We start from the raw sequence: 18043 nt of genomic DNA, 5'->3' as shown, positions 1-18043 counted from the left end.
GATGAGGGAGATGAGGGAGATGAGGGAGATGAGGGAGATGAGGGAGATGAGGGGAGCAGGGGGAGCAATGACTGATGACTGATGACTAATGACTAATGACTAATGACTAATGACTAATGACTAATGACTAATGACCAATCACTACTGACTATACTCATTGCTGAGGTGAGATATCGCCTGTTTAATCCACTCCTCCACATAAGCATCTTTAGGGAGCCCAACATCTTCACTCACCACATGCAAGGCGTGACTTACCTCATTGGCAGTGTACCCGAGTGCCAAGAGCGTCATTTGTACCTCTTCTAGAATACTTGGTGCAGGTCCGCCTGTCGCGACGAAGAACCCTGCTGTCTTACGCCACTCTACCAACTTGCTTTTTAGTTCCAAGCATAGGCGTTCTGCGGTTTTTTTGCCAACACCAGGGGATTGAATGAGTAATTGAGTGTTGCCGGCAATAATCGCCTGCACTAAGTCTGGTAGTTCCAAAGTGTCCAACAGGGCGATCGCCAAAGCTGCACCAACCCCACTGACACTTAACAAATGGCGAAACAGATCTCGTTCCCCAGGTGAACCAAAGCCGTACAGCAATGGCACTTCTTCGCGAATTTGGTAATGGGTAAAAATTTGCACTTCGCCTCCGGAGTCTGGCAACTGCTGTGCCAGTCGTGCAGGGATTTGCAAATCATACCCTATACCATTCACTTCCAGTGTCAGTGTATGGCGATTACCATTATTGTTTTGGATACCAGCAACGATTCCTTTGAGATAACTAATCATTCTAAGAAACCAAAATGTTTTAAGCCTTCTAGTATTCCACCAGCACAAGAATTTGTTGCTAGGTAACGGTAGTCAGCAGGATGTTCATTATGCCATTGAAGTAGCTCTGGACGAGCATTGCCGACAATAATTCCCCGTTCTGATCCTGCAGCGAATAAAGCAATATCATTACCAGAATCGCCACAAACAACCGTTTGCTCTGCTACAAATTTCCACTTTTGGCGGAGAAACTGTACTGCCTGTCCTTTATCGCTGTGATGGGGCACAATGTCAAGGTCTATACCGCTACTGTAGATTAACTTTATATTTAAACCACTTTCTTGCAACTCTGATTGAAGTTGTGGTAAAACCCTTGCAGATGGCTCTTCTTGCAGGAAAAAACTCACCTTGAAAGGACGCTGTTCTGAGTTGGGCTGCGGAACCAACTCAGAAAATTGAGTTGTTTTTGCTACTACAAGGTCACGGTTCCAACCAGATGAAAGTTTTTCTGACCATTCTGAATCAGGATTGCCACTACCGTCAAGATAAATTTCTGTTCCCACAGCTAAAATCAGGGCATCTGGTTCTAAAAGATTTTTTTCGTCTTTGAGTTCTTGGTAAAGAACAGGCGATCGCCCTGTCGCATAAACAATTTTGCTGCCATGTTCTTGGCGTGTCTGTTGCAGGCGATCGTTGAGTTCGGTCAGCGCATTGTCATCGCCAACCAGGGTATTGTCTAAATCGGTTACGAACAGAAATTTAGCCACAGCAACCTCTTTTATTAGCTTTACCACCAAAAAGTTTATGCTGATTTGGCACCAATCTCATCTGTTTTCGTTTTTAGATAAGCAAGTTGACCAGTTATGCTAAAACCATGATCTGATTAATCTAAACGATTTACAGGCGTTGAATTTAATATAGTCAGAGAAATTTACAATCATCATCAGCCCTTGAGGTTCTAACTAGATCTATGCAACACCGGAGGATTTTGGAGTGGCGACCATTTTTAGGTTTTTACATAACTTAGCAACTGCCAAGCGAAATCCTCTCCACAGCCTCAGAACCCGGTTAGGGCTGGCAATTGGCAGTGTTGCCTTTGTGCTGTCAATCTTAGCAAGTCTGATTGTCGGATACACTACCAGCGAACAGGTCAAAGTCGATGTTGGTCAGTCGCTAGCGCAAATCGCTTACCAGATGGCTGATAAGCTAGACCGAGGGATGTTTGAGCGCTATCGCGACATTCAAATTATCAGCACACTGGATATCATCCGCAATCCAGATTCTGTATCACAGCAGCGTACACTCTTAGAAAAGCTGCAAAGCACTTATACTGATTACGCTTGGATAGGTTTAACTGATAACAAGGGTATTGTTCAAGCCAGTACAAGAAAATTATTAGAAGGCAAGGATGTTTCTCAAAGACCTTGGTTCATTCACGGGCGAAGAGCAAAATATATCGGTGATGTACATGATGCTGTAAAACTGGCGAAATTGCTACCCAATCCGACGGACGAACCACTGCGTTTTGTAGATATCGCGGTTCCTGTAATGAATCTTCAAGGTCAGCCACAGGGTGTTTTAGCTGCCCATTTAAGCTGGACATGGTCTAAAGAAGTGGAAAAATCTCTATTGCGTTCAGTGGAAGAACGCAACAAAGAAATGTTTGTCCTCAGTCAGAATGGTGATGTTTTGCTAGCCCCCCCCAAGTTCCACGCTGTCAATTCCCTATCCCTTAAAAGTATTAAAGCAGCGCAACAGGGGATGAATGGTTATCTGATTGAGAATTGGTCGGATAATCACACTTATCTGACTGGGTACGCTCAAAGTGTTGGTTATCGGAATTACCCTGGATTAGGGTGGTTGGTGATCGTACGGCAAAAAACTGATGTCGCATTTGCTCACATAAGGCATATACAACAGCAAATATTTATTGCGAATATGATACTAGGTATATTGTTTGCTGTTTTGGGTTGGCTTGTGACAGCAGCAATTACCAACCCGATGTTGGCGATCGCCAAAGCCGCCAACTACATCCGTCAAGGTCACAAACTAGTTAAAATTCCCGTCCTACAAGGTCAAGATGAAATCGCCAATCTCTCTCGAAACATCAGCCAGCTCGTTTCCACTTTAACCCAACAAGAAAAAGACCTCAAGGCAAGTAACACCCAATTGCAGCTAGAACTCACCTCCAAGCTATTGGCGCAGGAAATGCTACGACAAAGCGAAGAGAAGTTTCGCCAATTAGCAGAAAACATTCAAGAAGTTTTTTGGCTTCAAGACTTTAAAAGCTGCAAAATTATCTACATCAGTCCTGCATACGAGCAAGTGTGGCAACGCAACTGCGAAAGTTTGTATGCTAACCCCAATTCCTGGTTGGAAGCTGTTCATCCAGAGGACAAAGAGCGCGTAGTTACTAACATACAGCAAAATACATATAGTGCCTACCAGAATGAATATAGAATTGTGCAGCCAGATGGCTCTTTACGTTGGATTTGGGATAGTAGTTTTCCAGTTTACAACAATCTTGGACAAGTCTATCGTCGAGTAGGAATTGCCCAAGATATTACCGAGCGTAAACTTGCCGAAGAAACACGTTTGGCACTAGAGAAAGAAAGAGAAATTAGTAAAATCAAATCCGACTTTATTACCATTGCATCTCACGAATTCCGCACACCGCTAACCACTATTTTGTTGTCTTGTGACTTTCTCCAAAACTATGGCGACCAATTATCTTACGATAAAAAAGAGCGACATTACAATCGAATTAAATCAAGCGTCAAACATTTGACTCAGATATTAGAAGATGTTTTAATTATTGGGAAAACAGAAGCAGGGAAACTTGAATTTGAACCGAGTCCCATTGACTTGATAAGCTTTTGCTTAGATTTAGTCGAACAGCTACAACTGAACGCTGGCGAAAAGTATTATCTCAACTTTGTTGAGCAGTGCGTTTACGGCTGCAAAAGAGAAGACCTACCTGTGATGGATGAAAAACTGCTTCGGCATATACTCACCAATTTACTTTCAAATGCCATAAAATATTCTCCACAAGGAGGTACTATTCTCTTTGAACTTATTTGTGACAATAAAAGTGTTATTTTTCGTATTCAAGATCAAGGTATTGGCATTCCAGAAGAAGACCAGTCCAAGCTATTTACCTCCTTTTTTAGGAGTAGTAACACAGGCAATCTTCCAGGAACCGGACTAGGGTTAACTATTGTCAAAAATGCAGTTGAATTGCACGGAGGACAAATTACGGTAGAGAGTCAAATGGGTGTAGGTACAACATTTACCGTGATACTGCCGCTGAATAAAACAGTTGCAGTGGAAAAAACCTTGACGAAAGGAAGTGGTTAGTAGTTAATCGAATTAGTCGAGACACTACAATGCCTACTAAAGCGGTAAAAGGCGGGAGCGTAGGTAGTTCACTCTTCTATGATCAAGTCGTTTTTAATTAATCGTTTTTGTAAAGCAACAACAACAGCAGTGTGGCGATCGCCTACTCCCAATTTATGCAAAATAGCATGGACATGCACCCTGACTGTTCCAGGTGTAATGTAGAGTGCAAGAGCGATTTCTTGATTGGTTTTTCCTGCTGCCAACAGCGACAGGATTTCCTGTTCGCGTTGCGTCAGACGATTGGAGGGTTTTGAGAGATTTTCTGAGTCTGGTTGGGACGGATCGAATGCAAATGTTGAACGAATTTCTTTGGTTGCAGTTTCATCCCACCAAGATGCTCCAGCAGCCACAGAACGGAGTGCCAACACTAACTTTTCAGCGGCAATTCCTTTAAGGCAGTAGCCTTGAGCACCTGCCTCAATTAACCGCGCAATCAGGGATTTTTGAGAATGGGAAGTTAAAACTAAGATTGGCAGATTGGGATTTTGCTGCTTAATTTGTCTACACGCCTCGATTCCCCCGATTCCTGGTAATCCCACATCTAAAAGCACCACATCGACAGGATTTTGGTTGACTAACTCAATAGCTGTTTCACCATCTTCAGCCTCAGCGATAATCTCTAACCCAGTTTCTTGTTGCAGCCGAACGCGCAAGCCCAACCGGAAGAGTTCATCATCCTCAACTAGGAGAATTTTGATTGGGGTAGATGGCATCTGACACAGTTAGAGAGGACTGAAATGGGTAAACGGGGAGTTTGAAAGCAAAGATAGCACCTGTGGGTACTCTGTTCTCTGCCCAAATTATACCGCCATGTGCTTCAATAATTTGGCGAGATAGGTAAAGTCCCAATCCAGAGCCTTTGGCTTGACGATCGCTATGCCCCTGGTAAAACCGCTCAAATAAGTGGGGGAACTGTTCGGGCTTGATACCCGCACCTGTATCCAAAATTTTTACAACTTGATACGACGTTTGCGGCTCTAACAGGACTTCAACATGATCACCGCGCCGGGAATGGTTGATAGCATTTACCAAGAGATTGGTAAAAACTCGCTGAAGTTGCAGGTTATCACCCTTAACCCAGAGCGATCGCCGCCAATCAGAATCACCATAGCTCAATGATAGATAAACACGACGATTTGCAGCTAAATCAGCGAGAGTACCAGCCACCTCTTCTGCCAACATCGCTAAATCCACAGGTGCTAAGTCAAGCTTTAAGCCTTCAGTATCATTGCGATAGACATCTAACAAGGTTTCTAGGAGTTGTAGAGAAGTTTTATGACTACGTACCATCGTGGCTAAAACTTTCTGCTGTGCTGGTAAAACTACACCAAATTTTTCTTGTTGAAACGCTTTGAGAGTTTCAATTGCTCCCAGCAACGGCGTTTTTAGGTCATGGGTGAGTGTGGAAGCAAAGTCTTCTCGTAGTCTAACCAATTCCTCTTGTGCTTCTAGTTTTGCGCGTGTCAGGACGATCGCTTCTTCTGAACGCCGGATGCGATCGCTTAAAACACCTGTCACAATCAACGCCATCGAGGCGATCGCTCGATCAGCAAATGTGGAAACTTGAGTCACTTCACCCACAGGCACCCACATATTCAGCATGGTTAAGCACACAGCAACGAGCGTTGCATAAAAGGTGCCAAGCCGACCTAACCAGGAGTTCGCCAACAAAATCGGTCCCGTGTAGAGATACCCAAACACGTATTCACTTGGCGTAGAGAACTCCAGAACTATAACAAATGTAAATAGACTAGCGATGAGCAAAGACTTGCCTAAACGCGATTCTTTTCCAGGCAATCTAGCTTTTAAAGATACCATTCATTAATTGCTTCTTGCTATGAATTATGTTAACTGGACAACTCCAATTAAACTTATCTATTCATTTTATCCTGCATACCATATTTATTCCGACAAAAAAGCGTTTATATAAAAAATATACCTTGGATATAGATACTATCTAAACACCTTCCGCTTACATATAGACTTGCAACTAAACGCTGCTTATAAAAAATAAATCTTGTTTTATATCCTTCTACAACTTGTTTTTTTGCAAATTTTCAATAACTATATAAATTAATACTAAAGAGAAAACATTTTTTCATTGTTCTTTTGCTCGCAAAAATGCGGCTATGGCATTAGGTTTAACAAGTGTAAAAATTCCGCTCAATAGCTGCCATTGTGGCATGGCTTTAACTAGCTTGCAGTTGCCAGAAAAATGCTTGGTTCTGGGCATCGTTAGAGATAATCAACTTATCCTGGCGAGTGCAGAACCTATTATTTGGTATGGAGATTATGTACTGGCTATTGCCTTAAATCAGTGAACAGTGAACAGTGACCAGTGACGGCTCGCTTTGGTGGGGGATTTAAACCCGCCACCAACGCTCTCTGGTGCTCTTGGTGTGGTGTTTCCCCCAACGATAAAACTGATAACTGGTAACTGGTAACTGATAACTGATAACTGGTAACTGTTAAATTCAGCTTTAGTTCCTGTGCTCAAACTTGCCCTTAACAAAAAGCATCCAATTCACTACTCACACAAAGAGTGTTTCATCAAAAACTCCACAATAATGTAATGTATCGGGAGCTTTTTTAATTCATGTTACAAGGATGGATTCAAATTGCTATGACGTTACTCATCGTCATTGCAACAACTCCCGTGCTTGGGAGATATATAGCTCGCGTTTTCCTTAAAGAAAGAACACTGCTTGACCCTGTGATAAATCCGCTAGAACGAGCGATTTATGCCTTTAGTGCGGTGCATCCACAGGAAGACATGACGGGCTGGCAGTATGCTAAAGCAGTGCTGTATAGCAATCTCGTCATGGGGATTTTGGTATACCTCATCCTGATGTTTCAAGGATTGTTACCGCTTAATCCTACAGGACTAGGTGCGCCTAGTTGGGATTTAGCATTGCATACCACTATTTCCTTTCTCACCAACACAGACCAACAGCACTACTCTGGCGAGACAACCTTGAGTTATGCCAGTCAAACTTTTGCGCTTGGTTTTTTAATGTTTACCTCGGCGGCGACGGGTTTGGCAGTAGGCATTGCCTTTATTCGCGGTTTAACTGGCAGACCGTTAGGCAACTTTTATAGTGACCTCATCAGGTCAATCACACGAGTCTTGCTGCCCATATCTATTGTGGGGGGATTGTTGTTAATCTTGGCGGGTGTGCCAGAAACCTTAGCAGGTCCAGCAACAGCAACCACCCTAGAAGGAGCAACTCAGGTAATTGCCCGTGGTCCCGTTGCCCACTTCGAGATGATCAAACAACTGGGAGAGAACGGCGGTGGCTTTTTTGGCATTAACTCAGCCCATCCCTTTGAAAATCCTAATGGGTTCTCTAACTTGCTAGAGACTTGGGCAATGATTTCCATCCCCTCAGCGCTGATTTACAGCTACGGTGTGTTTGCCAATAACCGTAAACAAGCATGGTTAGTGTTTTGGATGGTCTTTATCATCTTTGTCTTTTTAGTAGGCATTGCAGCAGTCGGTGAGTTTCAAGGAAATGACCTTATTAATCCCCTCCTAGGAGGACAGCAACCCAACTTAGAAGGAAAAGAAGTTCGATTTGGTTGGGCGCAAACAGCACTGTGGGCGGTCATGACCACAGCAACTATGTGTGGTGCGGTGAATGGAATGCACGATTCCTTGATGCCATCAGGTGGTTTTGCCACTCTGTTTAATATGTTTTTGCAAATCATTTGGGGAGGTCAGGGAACTGGCACGGCTTACTTGTTTATATACTTGATTTTGGCGGTGTTCCTCACAGGGTTGATGGTGGGACGGACACCAGAATTTTTAGGACGCAAAATCGAGAAAAAAGAAATCGTCCTTGCCAGCGTAGTCTTGTTAGTTCATCCCTTTGCCATTCTCATTCCTTGGGCAATTGTCTTTGGCTTTCCCGATACTTTGTCAGGCATTACTAACCCAGGTTTTCATGGGGTTTCCCAGGTGGTTTATGAATACGCTTCAGCCGCAGCCAACAACGGTTCTGGTTTTGAAGGATTGGGAGATAACACCCTTTGGTGGAACCTTAGCACCATTGTCAGTTTGTTGGCAGGGCGTTATATCTCCATCATCGCCCTACTGCTACTAGCGGATAGTATGTCTCGCAAGCAACCTGTTCCTGTGACTTCAGGCACCTTGAGAACTGATACCAAACTGTTCACCGGAGTGACAGGGGGCGTGATTTTGATTCTTGGTGCCCTCACCTTCTTCCCCGTACTCGTTTTAGGTCCTTTGGCAGAAGCATTTCAAATTGCCAGAGGCGGGTAAACAATTCAAAATTCGGCGTTGCTGAATTGAGGTATGAAATTTTTAAGTTTAATTTTCAAAACCCTTGTCTTTGCGACTTTGCGCCTTTGCGCGAACCTAAATTCATACTTTGAATCAGCAACGCCCAAAATTCGTATTCATAAGAAATTCAAAATGGAAATATCCACGAAACGGCGACAAGAAAGCAAACACAAGACCAAAGTCAAACAAGCCGGACTCTACAGGCAAGCATTTCGGCAAGCATTTGTCAAGCTGCACCCGCGTCATATGCTCAAAAATCCGGTGATGTTCTTGGTATGGGTAGGCACGATCATCACAGCGCTAGTTACGATCGCACCTAATCTGTTTGGTCCAACTCCCGGTGACAATCCCAGATTATTCAATGGTCTAATTACCCTGATTTTGTTCTTTACCGTTGTCTTTGCCAACTTTGCCGAAGCCGTCGCCGAAGGACGGGGTAAGGCGCAAGCAGATGCTTTGCGATCCACAAAATCCGATGTGAAAGCTCGTAAACTTCTTCCCGATGGTTCCATCCAAGAGGTTAATTCCACAGCTTTACGTCGCGGCGACCAAATCAAAGTAATTGCTGGCGATATCATCCCCGCCGATGGAGAGGTCATTACCGGTGTTGCCTCCGTTGATGAATCTGCCATCACTGGGGAGTCTGCACCAGTATTGAAAGAACCAGGGACAGATATTGCTAGTTCCGTCACTGGAGGAACACGTATTATCTCCGATGAACTGATCATTCGTGTAACATCTGACCCAGGCAAAGGCTTTATTGACCGAATGATTGCCTTAGTAGAGGGAGCCGCCCGTAGCAAAACGCCTAATGAAATTGCCTTAACAGTTTTGCTGGCAGTCCTAACCCAAGTTTTTTTAGTGGTGATTGCGACTCTACCTACGGTTTCTGTCTACGTAAAATCGCCAGTAAGTATTGCCATGTTGATTGCCTTGCTGGTGGCGCTGATTCCCACTACCATTGGAGGATTATTAAGTGCCATTGGGATTGCCGGGATGGATAGAGTCGCCCAGTTCAACGTGATTGCCACCTCCGGACGCGCGGTAGAAGTCTGCGGGGATGTGAACACCTTGGTATTAGATAAAACAGGTACAATTACTTTAGGGAACCGCTTGGCAGAGGAATTTATTCCCGTCAACGGTCATTCCCTTGATGAAGTCGCAAAAGTTGCGCTGGCATCTAGTGTGTTTGATGAAACACCAGAAGGAAAATCCATCGTCAAACTAGCAGAGAAATTAGGGGCAAGATTAGATTTTGACCGCAAGCAAGCAGAAGGTATTGAATTTTCTGCCAAAACGCGCATGAGCGGCACTGACTTACCGAAGGGAGTACAAATTCGCAAAGGTGCCGTGGATGCGATTAAAGGATTTGTCCGCTCCCGAAATGGACAGTCAACTCCCGAACTTGATACAGCCTACGAGCGAGTTTCCAAATTGGGTGGAACCCCGTTAGCTGTATGTCAAAACGACGACATCTACGGAGTGATTTATCTCAAAGACATCATCAAACCCGGCATTCGAGAACGGTTTGATCAAATGCGGCGCATGGGGATAAAAACCGTTATGCTCACGGGAGATAACCGCATCACTGCGTCTGTCATTGCCCAAGAAGCCGGAGTCGATGACTTTATTGCCGAAGCAACTCCAGAAGACAAAATTGAGGTGATTCGGACTGAACAAGCGCAAGGAAAGTTGGTTGCCATGACTGGAGATGGTACTAACGATGCTCCAGCTTTGGCACAGGCAAATGTGGGAGTGGCAATGAATTCTGGCACACAAGCGGCGAAAGAGGCTGCCAATATGGTAGACCTAGATTCTGATCCCACCAAGTTGATTGACATCGTCACCATTGGCAAACAACTGCTAATTACCCGTGGCGCACTCACCACCTTTTCCATTGCCAACGATGTCGCCAAGTATTTCGCCATCATACCCGCTATCTTCGCCGGTATTGGTGTTGGCAGTCTCAACATTATGGGTTTGGCAAGCCCCGAATCTGCGGTCTTGTCAGCCTTGATCTACAATGCCTTGATTATTCCTGCGCTTATCCCATTAGCACTGACTGGTATCAAGTTTAGACCGCTAACAGCAGATCAACTTTTGCAGCGCAATATTTTTATCTATGGACTCGGTGGCGTTATTGCTCCCTTCATTGCCGTCAAAGTGATTAATGTGCTGATTACTGCCGTGGGTTTGGCATAATTACGATTTTGGATTTTGAATTATGGGATATTTACCACAAGATTTTTCTGAAGTGTTTGCCTTCGTAGCCTGCAAACGAAATCGCATTTCTCTAAGTCTATTTTTGCTGCTCTGCTTTAACGTGCTGCTAGCACCAGCAGTACAGGCAGCAACACAGGGACAGCTATCACGCTCTGCATCTTACACCATTGCCTTCCTGGGACTTGTCACCCTAAGCCTGTGCATTTATTTATTCGTTGTGATTTTTCAACCGGAGAGATTCTGATGAGTCAGATGCGCCAAATCAATCAAGCTATTCGTTCCACCATTGCTCTGTGGCTGCTAACAGCATTGCTCTATCCCCTGTTCATGCTGCTGTCTGGACAGATAGCGCTTCCCTTCCAGGCAAATGGAAGCTTACTCACGAACCCTCAAGGAACAGTCATTGGTTCGGCATTAATTGGTCAACCGTTTAAGGGCGATCGCTACTTCTGGAGTCGTCCCAGCACCATTGATTACAGCACCAAACCCGAAGTTGCCACCACAGGAGTGTCAGGAGCCAGCAACCTCGCCCCCAGCAACCCCGAACTCCTCAAACGCATTCAGGGCGACATCGCACAGCTAAAACAAGCTAATATTCAGCCGACCGCCGATTTAGTTTATACCTCTGGCTCCGGTCTAGATCCACATATTAGCATGGCAGCAGCCCAAGCACAGGTGCAACGTGTCGCCACTGCCCGCCGTATTGACCCCAACCAACTTCAAACCCTGGTAGCTAAAAATACCGATGGCAGATTCTTGGGTATTTTTGGCGAACCCGGAGTCAACGTCCTGAAGCTAAATCTGGCATTAGACGCTTTGCAACCTAACCTTTAGCAAACAAGGCTTACTCCTCGTATATGTTCCATTCCTGCTATACAAAACTTGACCAAACTTATTTAAAGCTAGCCATTCAACTAAAGTTTCCTTTAGAGGGTCTGCTTCTTGCTTCTATCAAGAGAGTCGGCTCCTTCTTGTCCACAAGCGTAAATTCGGGTGTAGCCCACCCTATGTATCGAAACGAATAACCTTTTTGAGGCTTTTAGTCATTTGTCACCCGTTATTTTCAGCTAATTTAACAAACTGTGGACTTCCCGTTTGACCTTTTTACAGGCTTGCTAGTAATGACCGCGACTGTGGTTTACAAACCAGAAATTTTAGCCTTGGTTTTCGGCATTAGCTTAATTATACAACACAAGCTCTGTGAAAAACTTTCTTAAATTCCCAAAGTTTGACTAAGTTTAGCAAAGTTTTTGACTATTTAATTATCCTCTAGCGTCTCCCCTGACAGTTCCTACATCCGCACTGCCCGACGCGGGAAGCATAAGATTTTTATTGGTATGGCTCCAGGTGTCGGCAAAACTTACAGAATGTTGGAAGAGGCACATCTTCTCAAGCAAGATGGTATTGATGTTGTCATTGGCATCTTGGAAACTCATGGACGCAGAGACACCGCTCTTAAAGCCGCAGGGCTAGAGGTGGTTCCTAAAAAAGCTCAAATCCATCAAAACATCACCCTGCAAGAAATGGACACGGACGCAATTATAGCGCGCTCCCCCCAACTTGTGTTGGTTGATGAACTCGCTCATACCAATGTGCCAGGTTCACCTAGAGAAAAGCGCTACCAGGACGTGGAAGTGATTTTGGCTGCCGGAATTGATGTCTACTCCACCGTCAACATCCAGCATTTGGAAAGTTTGAATGACCTTGTAGCGAGAATTACAGGTGTCGTGGTGCGAGAGCGCATTCCCGATCGCCTGCTTGACGAAGCTGATGCTGTTGTTGTGATTGACGTCACCCCAGAAACTCTAGAAGAGCGCTTGCGAGAAGGCAAGATTTACGCCCCTGAGAAAATTGAGCAATCCCTCAAAAACTTCTTTCAGCGTCGTAACCTAATTGCTTTGCGGGAACTGGCATTACGAGAAGTCGCAGATACCGTTGAGGAAGAAGCAAACACCTCCACCTCGGTTGGACAGACTTGCAATATCCACGAACGAGTTTTAGTCTGTGTGTCTACCTATCCCAACTCAGTACAATTGCTCCGTCGGGCGGCACGCATTGCTAATTATATGAATGCGCCGCTGTACGCTGTGTTTGTAGAAGCCCCCGAGCGTTTCCTGACCAAAGAAGAAAGTTTACACATCGATACATGCAAGAAACTGTGCCGAGAGTTTGGCGGCGAATTTTTACACGTCAAGAGCCACAACGTCGCTAAGGAAATCGCTCAGGTCGCAGCAACTCATCACATCACCCAAATTGTCTTAGGTGAAAGCCAGCAGTCCTTATGGAAAAGATGGCTCAAAGGTTCCTTTACGCAACAATTAATGGAGTTAATCAGACATCAAAAAATAGATTTACACATCATCGCCACTGAAAAATAACTGAACAAAGATCATAACTGCACCGCTAACTGTTCAGAGAAGTTCACTTCCGTGACAATGACTGCGAGCAGCCGTCCCAGAGTATCGACTATTCATCCTTTAACGTTTCAATCAACAAATCCACCTTCTGCTGTCGTTCCTGCAAAAAACTTTCACACTGACGTAAAGACTCAACAGCCGGTGCAAATTGGTCAAACACCTCTTGTAATTCCAAATCACCCGCCTCAATGCGAGCAATAATTCTCTCTATTTCAGCAACCTTAGGTGTAGGCAAAAGTTTGTAGGTTGGGTTGAACGAAGTGAAACCCAACAAAACCTTGCATTGGATTAATCTTGAGTTGTGCGACGCACCTCCATACATGACTACTCTCCCACAGTATTTAAAATACGGGCGTAGAGAGCATCAGCAACTCTAAACTGTGCGGTTGCAATTAGGTTATCAAGCACAGGTTTGACAGCTAAAATCAATCCCTTTTGTTTGGCTTCAACTAGAACACCCAACAACCCTATAATCCGCAATCCTAACCTATCAGCTTCTGCTCTACCTCGTCGTTCGTCGATAAGCAGCAGTTCGGCATTCAGTTCAATAGCTAGCGCAATAGCTTCACATTCACCTTCATCCAATTGTTGCTCCAAGAGGGTTACAATTAGGGGGCGGTTTGTTACTTGTCGTACCTCAATCCATTCGAGTGTCTTGACCTCGCTGGAACCTGGAACAAGAGTTGCTGTACCCGTCAGTTCCTGATAAACAGCTTCTGGAATCAAAATTTTACTATATAGCTGCCGGAGTAAATCTAATTGACCAATTGCAGCAAGGCTAGTGATTGGCGAAGTATCACTGACAATAATCACAACCTGCCTAACTCCCGCAAGTTCTTCAAATCGAGTTCAAAATCTTCAATGTCATAGGAGTAAAGAGGAATTTTGCGTTCTTTAAGTAACTGCTGAAACTGTATTTTATCTATTTGTGCAAACTTGCTGGCGTGTCCAAGCGCAAGCTTTCCAGACTGAAACAATAGCAATGCAACTTCCTGCTTGAATTCGGCTTCTGTCATCCCGCAAGCACGCAAAGTTTCATCTGATATGATGACGCTCATAGTTTCCTCTTGTTAAAGATAGTACAGACATTTACTCCTACTCTTCTTCTAGCTTAATCCAAGCTATACATTGAAATATTACTGTTTCAAAGTGTTTGATTTCCGACTTTATCTTTTTCTTCCGACTTTATCTTTTTCTAGCCTAAATACAATAACATCCTTATCAGTCAATCACTTCAGACCCTTTGTCATATTGTCAGGGCGGCGACCCTTTAGTAGAGCAACAGCAAAGTCTTCACCCTCGAAGCTGAAATAAGGGGTCTGTTTTTCTTTACACAGAGCCATAGCGCTGTCAGGTACTTTATTACTGAGATGAGTGATCAGATGAGAAATCTTTACAAAATTCTCATTAGACTGATTGCCCTCTCCCTTCAAAGCTTCAAGAAAATGATATGTATAAATACTCATATCTTTCTTAGGTCTAATCCAGGAACTTTCCTCTCCTTGGGATGAAGTAAAAACTATCCGACCCTTACCTTGTTTTAGGTCATCAATGACACTCTTTGGAATAGGAACTTCCTTAAAGTTAGAGGGAATTTTTTTAGCGCTCGCCATTCCTGCTGCATGACAGCTATCAATGATGACCAGAAGTCGTTCGGACTTAATCTGGCGCAAAGCATCAGTGAACTTTTCTGCACTTAGAGATGAGCCTTCAAAGTCGCGAGGGTCAATGTCATGTGGCAGCAGATAGTAGCGGTTTTGGCTTTTATTAAACCACCCATGCCCTGAATAATAAACAACCACCGTAGCTTTTGGGTCAGCCTTCGCCTGCTCCTTGAGCCAGTTCAATTGTTCCAAGATGTTACTGCGCGTAGCTTCTTCATCATGTAACAGCCGAATATGCTCGGAGTCATTAGGATAAGCACAGAAATTTGGGTCAACCAAAACTTGATGAAGTGCCTGAACATCTTTGACAGTCACCGGTAGGGACAAAGGGTCGTAGGCTGATTCCCCAACACCGATGAGTAAAGCATAACCATGATCAAATGTAGCAATTTTTGGGTTAGGATTTGGCTTGATTGGTGATGGAGAATTTGGTCGAACCCGATACATATAAACTACCCCAGTCAAGCCGGATACTGTTGCTATTATCGTAAATAAAATAAACAGCAATTCTGTATAACTGGCTTTACCAGGTGGATCAGGAGGATTAGGAGGAATAATGTGTTGTTTAATGAGTGCCTGTATATTTTCTTGTTTGTCAATAAAAAATTTGTTGACAATTTTTACCCATTCATCGTCATCACTTGGAAGTATTAATCCATAACTTTCATAACTGATTACCAATTCTGAATCAATGTAAAATTCATTTGATGTTCTTGAATTTAAATCTTTTAAAATCCTTTTCAAAATAATTTCATCGCTAGCTACTGCATCAACTTTTTTGGTTGCAAGAGCATTAAATAGAGCTGCCCTACCACCCTTTATCTTTACTATTTCTATATTTGAAAGAAAGGCATTAAAGTAGCTTTTAAGCCTATCAAGTGTTATGCTAGAATCAATAACTCCAATTCTAGGTTTTGAATCATTGGAAGAATTAAATTGCACATGATTTTTTAAAAATGAAAATTTATTATTTTGAGATGTACGTATTAAAAGTAAAGTTTGAGTTGTAAAAAAAGAATTAGAAAACGTAATTCCTTTTTCGTTTGGTCTAATGGAATCAGAACCACATTCACCAGCAAGATGAAGAGCATCCTGATAAGGGTATCGAGTATATTTAAACCTTTTTTCAATACTGATCGGATATCTTACTATATTGACATCCTCTTTGATAAATTGATGTTCTTTTAAATATTTATCCAGTAAATCTATTAAATTTGTGCAAAAACCTTGCCATTGACCAATATGATCTTGAAAGCTAATAGGAGGAGAGTCTTGTCTAAGTCCCCAATTCATTTTTTTATTAACTATAGCTTCTTTTTGAATTCTATAAGACACTGAACTTGTGACTGAGGGTGTCTGTGTTAATCCAGGAGAATTTAATAGTAGAGTTACTTCAGTTAAAGTCAGAAAAAATAAAATTTTTATATTTATTATTCTTGGTAACAGCATTACTATTCCTATCCTAATATTTTACTGCTCTAAAAATATAAACACTAATGACTAATAACTATTAACTAATTTAGCTTGTTGACCTGGAGGTGATAGCTCGTTGTAAATTAGCCAGAGCGCGGTTGTAATTCAAAATTGCTTGGACTCGTTGACCCTCAGATCTTGTCAAGTCATTTTCTGCGTCAATGACTTCAGTTTGAGTGCCGACACCAGCTTGGAAACGCAAACGTCCTAGACGAAGAGCTTCCCTTGCTTGCTCAACAGCAGCATTGGCGGTTTGGACATTCTCTAAGTTAGACTGCAATTGTGAATAAGCTTGTTCCACCTCAAACCGAATGTTATTGCGTTGGTTGGCAAATTGAGTCTCAGCAATCTTCATTTGAACACTTTGCTGAGCTGCTTGAGCTCTTGCACTTCCTCCATCAAATAATCTTAGTCTTGCTTGGACTCCTAGCGAATAACCATCATTAACACCAACGCCATCATCGAAAACATCTTCTAGGTTATAGCTAGCAACGAGGTTCACTTGTGGCTTCAGTTGAGAAAGCGCGACTCGTTGCCGTTTCTCAGCAATAGTACGCTCTGCCAACCGTTGTTGCAGTTCTGGGCGGTTTTGAAAAGCTAAGACGATAGTTTCTGGCAGGGGAATATTCCACAAACCAGCTAATCTCACTGGATCTGCCGTAGTGACATTAATAGACTGCGGCAAATTCAAAGTTTGCGCTAATCTACGACGAGCAATTTGCTGCTGTGAGAGTGCATTCGTCAGCTGTTGCTGGGCATTTGCTAAATTTACCTGAGCACGCAGAATATCAAATCGGGTACTAACACCTGCTCTTTCTAAAGCTTGTGCATCGCGCAAACTAGCTTGGGCATTTGTCACAGCAGACTGAGCAATGCGTACGTTTTCATCTGTTTGTTGCAGGTCGTAGTATTGAGTGGTGACATTCAGGCGAATGACCTCAAATTGACGCTCAACTTCCAATTCATCTGAACGTAGCTGTTCCTCAGCTGCTGCTCTAGTGGAACCACCAGGTCCAAAATTATAGAGACCATAACTTAGTTGCACGCCACCACGAAAAGTCGTAGTAGCTTCATCTTGATCAGAGCGAAATATCTGAGTAGATGATAATTGAGCCTGTTCACCTCGTTGCTCTGTAGAAAGCTGGCTCACACCAGACTGAGCGCGACTCAAGTCAGCACTCAAACTAATAGTTGGATACATACCAGCTTGAACTTCCCGTAAGGCAGCGCGACTACGTTCTACCTGGAATAACACTGCCTGTAACTCGGGATTGTTACGTCGTGCCAGTTCCAAAGCTTGCTGTAGAGTAATCGGCTGAGTTCCTTGAATCTTGACTTCTTCCGGTTTGGTAGGAAACTGTAGGGGATTTAGGTCGACATTGAGGTAATCAGGTACTTGTGCGGCACCAAGTCCAATATTACCTAAAGCGATAACACAATTGATACCCAAAACTACTATGTAGCGAGCAGCCGACATATTACTATTTATACTCCTAAGTAAAATTATTTTTCTAGGGTAATATAAGGATTAGTCTTACCAGGAGCAAAGTAGCTCTGAAAGCATTACTATGTAAGCGTTTCTTTTATCGAATTTTGGCAAGTCATCTTTGCCAAGTTCATTTTAAAGTAGGCAGAAATCGCACCCGACTGCAACGAAAAAATTAGGGTTTGAGCTATGTCAGCAGCAGACTACAAAGTTCTGCTTTAGGCAAAGTTGTACTACTTTGCCCGTCATGGCAGAACCTCTCACATTCAACCTGGTAGGTAGGGTATTGCACCTTGAGAGTATAATATTCTCACAGTGATTA

General features: G+C 43.4%; 17 protein-coding genes. 7 read left to right on the top strand and 10 right to left on the bottom strand.

Translation table 11 applies throughout. The features are described from left to right. Window positions 1-141: 141 nt before the first annotated feature. Together ruvA and ACM0OZ_RS08300 are read right to left on the bottom strand one after the other, a co-directional pair. Window positions 142-777, bottom strand: coding sequence for a Holliday junction branch migration protein RuvA (gene ruvA / locus ACM0OZ_RS08305; RefSeq protein WP_414582311.1), 636 nt, complete (start codon window positions 775-777; stop codon window positions 142-144). Then, a complete protein-coding gene (locus tag ACM0OZ_RS08300; protein WP_414582310.1) occupies window positions 774-1523 on the bottom strand; it encodes a sucrose-phosphate phosphatase in 750 nt (249 codons plus the stop codon). Before ACM0OZ_RS08300 ends, ruvA begins: the two co-directional genes overlap by 4 nt. 226 nt (window positions 1524-1749) lie before the next feature. On the opposite strand from ACM0OZ_RS08300, the gene ACM0OZ_RS08295 reads away from it, so the two are divergent. Further along, on the top strand, window positions 1750-4113 hold the full coding sequence (locus ACM0OZ_RS08295; RefSeq protein WP_414582309.1) for an ATP-binding protein: 2364 nt from the start codon (window positions 1750-1752) through the stop codon (window positions 4111-4113). Between the two features lie 68 nt (window positions 4114-4181). Here the strand turns inward: ACM0OZ_RS08295 and ACM0OZ_RS08290 are convergent, their stop codons facing one another. Together ACM0OZ_RS08290 and ACM0OZ_RS08285 are read right to left on the bottom strand one after the other, a co-directional pair. Then, window positions 4182-4868 (bottom strand): response regulator, encoded by a 687-nt coding sequence (locus tag ACM0OZ_RS08290; RefSeq protein ID WP_414582308.1) that lies wholly within the window; start codon window positions 4866-4868, stop codon window positions 4182-4184. Beyond that, a complete protein-coding gene (locus tag ACM0OZ_RS08285) occupies window positions 4834-5973 on the bottom strand; it encodes a sensor histidine kinase (protein ID WP_414582307.1) in 1140 nt (379 codons plus the stop codon). Before ACM0OZ_RS08285 ends, ACM0OZ_RS08290 begins: the two co-directional genes overlap by 35 nt. Window positions 5974-6284: 311 nt before the next feature. Between ACM0OZ_RS08285 and ACM0OZ_RS08280 the strand changes: the two genes are divergently transcribed. Then, window positions 6285-6476, top strand: coding sequence for a TrkA C-terminal domain-containing protein (locus tag ACM0OZ_RS08280; RefSeq protein WP_414582306.1), 192 nt, complete (start codon window positions 6285-6287; stop codon window positions 6474-6476). Here ACM0OZ_RS08280 and ACM0OZ_RS08275 read toward each other — a convergent pair. Then, window positions 6470-6652, bottom strand: coding sequence for a hypothetical protein (locus ACM0OZ_RS08275; RefSeq protein WP_414582305.1), 183 nt, complete (start codon window positions 6650-6652; stop codon window positions 6470-6472). The two genes, ACM0OZ_RS08280 and ACM0OZ_RS08275, sit on opposite strands and share 7 nt — an antisense overlap. A 99-nt stretch (window positions 6653-6751) precedes the next feature. Here ACM0OZ_RS08275 and kdpA point away from each other — a divergent pair, with 99 nt between their 5' ends. From kdpA to ACM0OZ_RS08250, 5 genes are all read left to right on the top strand, one after another. Next, the gene (gene kdpA, locus ACM0OZ_RS08270; protein ID WP_414582304.1) at window positions 6752-8437 is read left to right on the top strand and encodes a potassium-transporting ATPase subunit KdpA; all 1686 of its coding nucleotides are present in this window, start codon (window positions 6752-6754) and stop codon (window positions 8435-8437) included. Between the two features lie 153 nt (window positions 8438-8590). After that, the gene (kdpB, locus tag ACM0OZ_RS08265; RefSeq protein ID WP_414582303.1) at window positions 8591-10660 is read left to right on the top strand and encodes a potassium-transporting ATPase subunit KdpB; all 2070 of its coding nucleotides are present in this window, start codon (window positions 8591-8593) and stop codon (window positions 10658-10660) included. Between the two features lie 22 nt (window positions 10661-10682). Continuing rightward, a complete protein-coding gene (kdpF, locus tag ACM0OZ_RS08260; protein WP_414582302.1) occupies window positions 10683-10925 on the top strand; it encodes a K(+)-transporting ATPase subunit F in 243 nt (80 codons plus the stop codon). Further along, the gene (gene kdpC / locus ACM0OZ_RS08255; RefSeq protein WP_414582301.1) at window positions 10925-11515 is read left to right on the top strand and encodes a K(+)-transporting ATPase subunit C; all 591 of its coding nucleotides are present in this window, start codon (window positions 10925-10927) and stop codon (window positions 11513-11515) included. The genes kdpF and kdpC overlap by 1 nt, the downstream gene beginning before the upstream one ends. Before the next feature lie 461 nt (window positions 11516-11976). After that, the gene (locus ACM0OZ_RS08250) at window positions 11977-13059 is read left to right on the top strand and encodes a sensor protein KdpD (RefSeq protein ID WP_414582320.1); all 1083 of its coding nucleotides are present in this window, start codon (window positions 11977-11979) and stop codon (window positions 13057-13059) included. Window positions 13060-13147: 88 nt separating this feature from the next. Here ACM0OZ_RS08250 and xseB read toward each other — a convergent pair whose 3' ends face one another. The 5 genes from xseB to ACM0OZ_RS08225 all read right to left on the bottom strand — a co-directional run bounded on the left by xseB (window position 13148) and on the right by ACM0OZ_RS08225 (window position 17712). Further along, window positions 13148-13369: an exodeoxyribonuclease VII small subunit gene (gene xseB / locus ACM0OZ_RS08245; protein WP_198940940.1), complete on the bottom strand. Its 222-nt coding sequence runs from the start codon at window positions 13367-13369 to the stop codon at window positions 13148-13150. Between the two features lie 53 nt (window positions 13370-13422). After that, on the bottom strand, window positions 13423-13911 hold the full coding sequence (locus tag ACM0OZ_RS08240; RefSeq protein WP_414582300.1) for a DUF3368 domain-containing protein: 489 nt from the start codon (window positions 13909-13911) through the stop codon (window positions 13423-13425). After that, window positions 13908-14156: a UPF0175 family protein gene (locus tag ACM0OZ_RS08235; protein ID WP_073632094.1), complete on the bottom strand. Its 249-nt coding sequence runs from the start codon at window positions 14154-14156 to the stop codon at window positions 13908-13910. Before ACM0OZ_RS08235 ends, ACM0OZ_RS08240 begins: the two co-directional genes overlap by 4 nt. A 171-nt stretch (window positions 14157-14327) precedes the next feature. Beyond that, window positions 14328-16211 (bottom strand): caspase family protein, encoded by a 1884-nt coding sequence (locus ACM0OZ_RS08230; RefSeq protein ID WP_414582299.1) that lies wholly within the window; start codon window positions 16209-16211, stop codon window positions 14328-14330. Between the two features lie 70 nt (window positions 16212-16281). Continuing rightward, on the bottom strand, window positions 16282-17712 hold the full coding sequence (locus tag ACM0OZ_RS08225) for a TolC family protein (protein WP_414582298.1): 1431 nt from the start codon (window positions 17710-17712) through the stop codon (window positions 16282-16284). Between the last annotated feature and the right edge of the window lie 331 nt (window positions 17713-18043).

This window comes from Scytonema sp. PCC 10023 (assembly GCF_963920835.1).
In the GTDB taxonomy this organism is placed as follows: domain Bacteria; phylum Cyanobacteriota; class Cyanobacteriia; order Cyanobacteriales; family Nostocaceae; genus Kalymmatonema.
Note: the sequence above shows the minus strand (reverse complement) of the source record. Positions and strands in the feature narration are given on the sequence as shown.

Excerpts from the sequence above, each read along its gene's own strand:
- kdpC (WP_414582301.1), top strand. The coding sequence starts at position 10,925 with ATGAGTCAGATGCGCCAAATCAATCAAGCTATTCGTTCCACCATTGCT.
- ACM0OZ_RS08290 (WP_414582308.1), bottom strand. The coding sequence starts at position 4,868 with ATGCCATCTACCCCAATCAAAATTCTCCTAGTTGAGGATGATGAACTC.
- ACM0OZ_RS08280 (WP_414582306.1), top strand. The coding sequence starts at position 6,285 with ATGGCATTAGGTTTAACAAGTGTAAAAATTCCGCTCAATAGCTGCCAT.
- kdpF (WP_414582302.1), top strand. The coding sequence starts at position 10,683 with ATGGGATATTTACCACAAGATTTTTCTGAAGTGTTTGCCTTCGTAGCC.
- kdpB (WP_414582303.1), top strand. The coding sequence starts at position 8,591 with ATGGAAATATCCACGAAACGGCGACAAGAAAGCAAACACAAGACCAAA.
- ACM0OZ_RS08225 (WP_414582298.1), bottom strand. The coding sequence starts at position 17,712 with ATGTCGGCTGCTCGCTACATAGTAGTTTTGGGTATCAATTGTGTTATC.
- ACM0OZ_RS08235 (WP_073632094.1), bottom strand. The coding sequence starts at position 14,156 with ATGAGCGTCATCATATCAGATGAAACTTTGCGTGCTTGCGGGATGACA.
- ruvA (WP_414582311.1), bottom strand. The coding sequence starts at position 777 with ATGATTAGTTATCTCAAAGGAATCGTTGCTGGTATCCAAAACAATAAT.
- kdpA (WP_414582304.1), top strand. The coding sequence starts at position 6,752 with ATGTTACAAGGATGGATTCAAATTGCTATGACGTTACTCATCGTCATT.
- ACM0OZ_RS08230 (WP_414582299.1), bottom strand. The coding sequence starts at position 16,211 with ATGCTGTTACCAAGAATAATAAATATAAAAATTTTATTTTTTCTGACT.
- ACM0OZ_RS08285 (WP_414582307.1), bottom strand. The coding sequence starts at position 5,973 with ATGGTATCTTTAAAAGCTAGATTGCCTGGAAAAGAATCGCGTTTAGGC.